The organism is Anaplasma phagocytophilum (assembly GCF_023476575.1).
In the GTDB taxonomy this organism is placed as follows: Bacteria; Pseudomonadota; Alphaproteobacteria; order Rickettsiales; family Anaplasmataceae; genus Anaplasma; species Anaplasma phagocytophilum_A.
This window is the reverse complement of sequence record NZ_JAHLEX010000066.1, coordinates 1-7,165: the sequence shown is the minus strand read 5'-3', so window position 1 is coordinate 7,165 and position 7,165 is coordinate 1. Positions and strand designations below refer to the sequence as shown.

Sequence of the window (7,165 nt, the reverse complement as noted above, 5' to 3'; positions counted from 1 at the left end):
AAATAAGGAGAATAAAAAAGGCCTAAGGTGTATTGACTGCCATAAGCTTGAAAGTGCTCTTGTTATTTACTATGCACAGAGATTTTGCACGCTGTATGTTGTGCGTCGTAGTCGCATTGCATCAATATACGCGTGTGGATCAATCTGTTAGAAAAAGTAGTATAAGGGTTTAGATAGCATACTCCATTCTGCATGGGACGTGTGGGGTTTTTCTCTGCGTGGTTACTATGGCGTGCTCCAAGGGTGCAAGGGAACCCAAAGCTGTATACTGTCGTCTCTATTTATTGTTAGTAACACGGTAGAGCAACAATGGGATGTACTTCTTGTGAGTATCATATGTGTTTTTGCGAGTATTAGTAATTGAATATATCTTGAGTAACGAGATAAGACTTATCTAATTTGTAGATTGTGAAATGCTAATTTAGCCTATTAATTAACGCAAGTTGCAGGGAATTTTGTTTTTCATAGTTGAGCACGTATGTCAGGTTATGTTGATGAGTTTGAAAATAGGTTTTTCACTCCTTATACTTGTGAGAAGCAAAGAGATTTGATAGTGTGCAGAATATGTGCCGATATCATTCTATTACAGACAAGTCACTCAGCACCCAGTAGCGCTCTCTTCTAGGAAGGTCATGGCTCTTTTGCAAGATCAACACAAATCTTTACGTAATTTATGCTGTTCAGCCAATATTTACGCAGGATTGTGGAATAAAAAATGCCAATGCAGTAGCAGTTTTGTTTTTCATGGTTTAGCACATATGTCAGGTCCTGGTACAATTTGATCGAGCTTGAAAGCAGATTTTTTCACAAGATCCATGACCAGATCCACTTCTTCTTCAGTATAACCAGAAAGAACAATATCTTCTCTAGTAGCACATCTGTCTACTAATAAACTTAGAATACCATCAAGTTTATTGTACTCAGGCAAAGTGTCCTGATCAGTCTGATTAGGTTTTAACTCTGCCGAAGGGGCCTTTGTTATTATTGTGTTGGGGATTATATGTATTTTTTCACAACGTGAATTTGTGGGAATATTGCTATTACGCCACTTCACAAGATCATAAACATCTGTCTTGTATATATTTTTAATCGGAGCATATCCCCCGCAAGTATCACCGTATAAAGTCATATAACCTGTAAGCAATTCCGACTTATTTCCAGTAGCCAGAAGAAGAAGCGAGGTGGCATTGCTTATAGCCATCAAAAACATTCCCCTAATTCTAGACTGCATGTTCTCTAGTGCATTATTAGGAGTAGGGGTATCAATATATGTCTTTAAGCTCTCAATACAAGTGCAGAATGCTCCTTCTATTGACACAACTTTATAATGCGTTCCAAGAAGCCCAGCACACCGTTGCGCGTCGTCCACGCTGGATTGAGAAGTATGTCTTGTAGTCAACATAAATGTATGCACATGCTCTGCTCCTAGAGCGTCAGAAGCTATGGCAGCTACGAGTGCGGAGTCTATACCTCCAGATAGCCCTAATAGCACTCCTGAGAAACCGCTTTTTTTTACATAATCCCTTAATGCAAGCATAAGCATCTGGTATACAAACATATTTCGGTCCACGTTCTTGGACTTTAGCTCAGCAAGACTGAAAACTTTAAGATTATGTAACTGGGAGTGGGCATCCAGAGTATGAGGTTCTAATACGGTAATGCTGGGGTGGTGTATAACATGTTTTGAAGTAGACAAAACTCCTTCAGTTACCCTTTTTTGCAGAGGAAGAGAAGCATCAAGGGTAATATTTCCCGATGGACCATTAGAGCTATTGTGAATACAGTTACGTTCCAAAATATGTTTTGAATGCGATCTAGGAACTCCATCAGCGCATGTTACTATGCTATTCGTAGCCTCAATTTCAATGATCCCAGAGTCTTCTTCCCAAAGTGCGAGCGTAGTGGCATTTATTCCATCGTATACCAGAGATCCCCCTATAAAGACATTGCTCCCATACCCCCCCAGTATGTTGAGATAAATAAATGCGCTATGGTTCCGCATTATCGACATTGCAGCATCAGAACTAAGCAAACTGCAATAGCCATGCGGTGACCTCCCCAATAGTATCAGCACATCTATATCAGGGGGCACGTTGTTGCAAGTACGGTACCAGGTTTGTGCATTTGAATGTGAGGTATGTTCCTCTAGTAGCAATGCTGCGCGCAAGCCACCTAAGCTTAAAACGACATATTTTCCTGTTGCATCATATGAAGAAATAGGAAGATCTATGAGTTTCTCATATTTACCATCTGATACTAGATAGATAGCTTCAGTCAACATTCCATCTTGCAGTGCCAGCCCCCCAACTATAGCACAGACGTCACCTATATTTGAAGCTAAGCTCTCCAGGTGTTTGTTACAAAGCTGTAAAAGGCTTCCAGAAAGCAGGGGAGCCTTGTTAAAGTATCCGCAGACTGCATACCTGCTAAATAGCACAATATCTCCAGCGGATGCCTCTACACATTCGGCAAGTAGCCTCTCACAATTACTCTGAACCGCATTAGGGCCATAATTTAGCTGTTTTACGAGTATTCTTGTCACTATACACCACCTGTGCCGCATAACTTCCTTGCAACTTCCAGCGCGGCATAGGTAATGATATTTCGTGCGCCAGCACGCTTCATACTCAGCAGTGCTTCGTACATACATTCCTCATAATCCAACCATCCCTGCAGGGCAGCGGCCTTCAGCATGGAATATTCCCCACTAACCTGATAAGTAAGCACAGGTATATCAAACGTGTTACTTATGGAAGAAAGGACGTCTAAGTAAAAAATCCCTGGCTTGACCAACACCATGTCAGCCCCTTCATCAATATCAAGTTGTGCTTCCAGCAGCGCCTCTCGTGCATTCGCAGGATCCATATGGTAAGTGCTTTTATCCACAGATTGAGATGCTGTACGTGACCCAACCACTACGCGGAATGGCTTATGAAGGTGTGAGCAAAACTTTGCTGCATACGACAAAATGCTTACGTGGCTAAACGAACAATTATCAAGGAACTCCCGTATGACTCCAACCCTACCATCCATCATTTCAGAAGGGGCTACTACATCACATCCAGCCGCGGCGAGGACAACTGCTTGCTTACACAATACATCCAACGTGGCATCATTATCTACTACCCCATTTACCACAATCCCATCGTGTCCAGAGGTCGTGTACGGATCTAAAGCGACATCCGCCATTACACCTATATCAGGAACAGATTCCTTAATTAGTCTTATTGTTCTACAAATTAAATTTTCTGGATTAGAAGCCTCAGCAGCATCAGGAGACTTTTCACAGTCTGCAGGAAATAGTATGATAGCACTAATGCCTAAGCTATGAGCTTCCTGAGCAAGATGCACTGCTTCTGTAGCTGAGACTCGCTTCATGCAGTCTAATCCTTCCAAGACTACGGATGCTTCTTCTTTTTCATGGATAAATATAGGCAAAATCAGATCCTTAGGATGCAAGACTGTCTCCCGAACCATGTCACGCATCCATCCATAAGCGCGCTTACGTCTAAGTCGAGTTTTTGGGAACTGCATGCTCAAAACACAAAATAACCTACCCCGAGTATATTTTTTTTGTAAGATGACATCAATAATTCATTTGTACTGAGATGTCAGACAAATATATTAAGATAGTTAGTAATTTTCCTGGTTATACGCAACGTGATACATATATGTGAAGTTTTTTTTATGTGGACATGCCGATAATTGACGCTGACATATAGGAGATAGCCATTATCAAGCTCCACGCCTGTTTTTGCAGTTTAACAGTAAACATAGAAGTACTTTCTGCTGCCTAAGATGAGTTCCACTAGAAACCTTACAATTCTGAACTTGCAGAGTAGGGAATTTGCCATGTAGAGTTTTGTGTTTCTATCACATCTATATAATAGGTGCGCCTGAAGGTTTTACCGGTTTCTGCCGAGCATTCTATGGCATTTTGGATGGGATAGCTTATTGTTAGTGACTCTGTATTGTCTCATGTGTACACTTGCCTAAATTTACACAGGTCTGTTTGTGAGTTTGGGTGATGTGAACAGTAGGATATTTGTAATTCACAGCAGTGGACTATTTTGGGAAGTAGTCGCCAAATTCGTGGATTTTAGAAAAATTGACACTGTTGTTGTGCCTAATCGTAGTGATGCAGAATGCTTACAATTCTACTTTTCAAAGCAATGCGAAAAAAATAACGTAGCGGTTTTGGTATTTTCGGAGATTGTGAAGATTATACACGGAGATGATATAGAAGCCCGTGCGGGAGCACTTTTGTTATTCATGCAGTTTATAGAAGAATGGAATGTACTCCGCAATACAGACTATCCTGTAAGTTTGGCAAAAGAATTACTTTTGATGCTTGATGAAATCTATCTCAACTGTTCTGATTTGGATGGATTGTGTGCGCTGTTAGATGAAGAAGATCTTTTTGGGTACCGGTGTTTAACGTCAGAATTCTTAATTGATTTTGTCCGGTGGTGGAAAAGTACAGGGCATAGTAACAGTTATGCATTAGTGATTCCACAAGTCGAAAGATTCTTATCGGAATTGTGTTTATCTGGAAAGAAGGTTGTGGTAGCAGGAATAGCTTCTAATAGAGCATTTTCAGAACTTTTACGGTTAGTTTTTGGGAGTATTTCCGACAGCTTTATCATACTGCCATACGTAGATTTGGAAATGCCTGAGCATAAATGGAAAACGCTGGAAATGGGGCATCATCAGTACCGTTTTATGAAGCTGCTTGCTGCATTAGGGATAGGCAGAGAAGAAGTGAGTATTCTTGGTCAACGGGACAAAAACCATCTCGTTGATTTAGCATTTAATTTTGAAATACCTGACCTATCAGATGAGCGATACTACCGCATTAAAGAGCAACAAAACATTGAATTAGTGATATGTAATTCAGAAAATGAAGAAGCGCGCAAGGTTATAGAGATTGCGCAACGGCATTGTTGTAGCGTGTTAGAGAATGATAGAGGCGTATTTCACGGTACTGAAAAAAATGCAAATAGCACTACATCAAGTAGTGTTCCAGATATCAAGGTAGGGCTTTACCAGTATGCATCGGAGATAGCAGGCTGTACACGGTCTATACAGGGGGTATGTACGGTGTTTCTAGGGAGTGACTCTTTGTCATCTAGAATATACTCTATGTTGTCATTGGGCGATTCAGAGCAAGTTAAGTGCGACTATTCGCATGTGATTACGACCCTTATGCAGTGTGCTATAGAGGTTGTGGTATCAGAAGGTGAAGCAGCGCATCTTTTGTCAATGGTAAAACACTGCATGGTAACGATGGGCTATGAAGATGGAGAGGTATATAGGGCGGCAGTTTATCAATTTGAAACAGAAATAATAAGAAAGCATGCAGTTTCAGGATTTGAAGCAATTAGTAATGCTGTATATGAAGTGGGAAGTGCAGAATTAAAGGAATATTGGCGCAGAGTAGTAGAAGCGATGGAGCCATTTATGCGACTAGGTGGCAAACATTCTTTAGGCGAGATAATACAGGCTCATTTAAAAAGTATCAGGAATTTAGTTGGGGAAAATGTTCAGGGGGATAGCTGTAATGGAATCTTTGAGAAAATAGAAGCACTATTTAGAAATCTTAGGGACTATTGTAATGGGAAGAAGACATTCACTGTACGTAACTATAAGCACATATGTAAGGATATCTTGGAGTGTTATTTTAAGGATGAAAGGAATGATATATTTTCAATAGGCTCAGTCAGGAGCGAAGTTGTAATTATAGCTGGTTTTAACGAAGGGGGATTTGCTTCAGTAAGACGAAGTTCTTTACTCAACAATGCCATCAGAAAAAAGTTGCAGATACCCACTGATGAAGAGTATGAGGGCATCTCCTTGAGTATATTGTATAATCTCTTTCATGCGAAACGTCTTTATATCACCAGGTCAGTTGAAAGCTGCGGTAAAGTCACTGAAGCGCCACTTCTTATTAGGTATTTAGATTTTTTATTATCATCTTCCAATGCGTCTAAATCTTCTGACAGCCGTACAGTTGCTTCTATAGATTTGAACGTAGATAAATCGGCTTCTCTCAGTAACTTTCTTTGTGAACCTAATCCTAAACTTGAAGTTAGGAATCAGGTACTTTCTGTATTGACAGCTGAAGCTTTAGGCACGCTGATCAGCAATCCTTATGCTTTCTATTCACGTTATGTTTTGGGTATCTATCCTATAAGACCAGTAAACACCGGGAACATGGCGAAAAATTTCGCTATTACAGTGCGTAGTATATTACTACAATACTTGAAAGATATAGGCCTTGGCAGCGACTATAACGTTTTGCTAGATATCGCAAAAAGAGAGTTTGCTACTATATGCAAGAGCTATCCGTATATTGAAAAATTATGGTGGCCAAGGTTTGAGAGGATGGCAGATAACTTTTTTCAAGTAGATAAAGAAAGAAAGTGCAATATTTCTGCAATAGATGTAGAACCTCATTTTACTTGGGATGTAAGTAAGGGGATAAAGGTCATATCAAAGTGCGACAGTGTTTCGTATTTGTGGGAAAAATCGCCCTCAGTGGTATGTTATAAAGTTGGTATGGTCCCCTCTCAAATTGACATACAGTGCGGATTTGAGTCTAGAGGTGTAATCGACTCTATATGTGTTTCAGAAAGCAATGGGATGAAAGAGGTATCTTTTGCGTATTGGAGGATTACTCCAGAATCCGTAGAAATTACAGAGATTAAAGACCTCCATGAGGTTATACAATCTGCAAAGGAAGGGTTACAAAACTTTTTGATAAAATTCCAGGAAGAGATGACGCCATTTTACCCACGTGAAGATTTTTCCAAGTTTGCAGAATATGAGCTTTTTTCCAGAATCAGAGAGAAGCTACCACAATATGGCAGGCCGTATTAGTGTATAAAACAAGGAGATGGAGACAGTCAGAAAGTATATATCTGAGCAAGAGTGTTGTCGGATGCACGAAGTAGCACTTATCTGTGAGGTATATACCTATACCGTTTTTACAAGTGTTAATAGCTATCTGGTGAAAAAAGATAAATACTTTAAAAGCTTCAAGACGCTATATCTTCTGTAGAAGAGGTTATAAGAGATCTAGAGGTGCGAGATCTACTGCCATAGGTAAAGATGCGGCAAGAGAAGAAATTACAAAAGAGCTGGTTGCTAAAGACGCTATAAATCT

Annotated in this window: 3 protein-coding genes; 1 reads left to right on the top strand and 2 read right to left on the bottom strand. The window is 40.1% G+C overall.

What is annotated here, in order from left to right; translation table 11 throughout:
* Positions 1-742: 742 nt before the first annotated feature.
* Positions 743-2,542, bottom strand: coding sequence for an NAD(+) synthase (gene nadE / locus KPX09_RS03750; protein ID WP_249549055.1), 1,800 nt, complete (start codon positions 2,540-2,542; stop codon positions 743-745).
* On the bottom strand, positions 2,542-3,534 hold the full coding sequence (gene hemB, locus KPX09_RS03745) for a porphobilinogen synthase (protein ID WP_249549054.1): 993 nt from the start codon (positions 3,532-3,534) through the stop codon (positions 2,542-2,544). Before hemB ends, nadE begins: the two co-directional genes overlap by 1 nt.
* 480 nt (positions 3,535-4,014) lie before the next feature.
* Between hemB and KPX09_RS03740 the strand changes: the two genes are divergently transcribed.
* Positions 4,015-6,879, top strand: a complete 2,865-nt coding sequence (locus KPX09_RS03740; protein WP_249549053.1) for a hypothetical protein — start codon at positions 4,015-4,017, stop codon at positions 6,877-6,879.
* Positions 6,880-7,165: the final 286 nt, after the last annotated feature.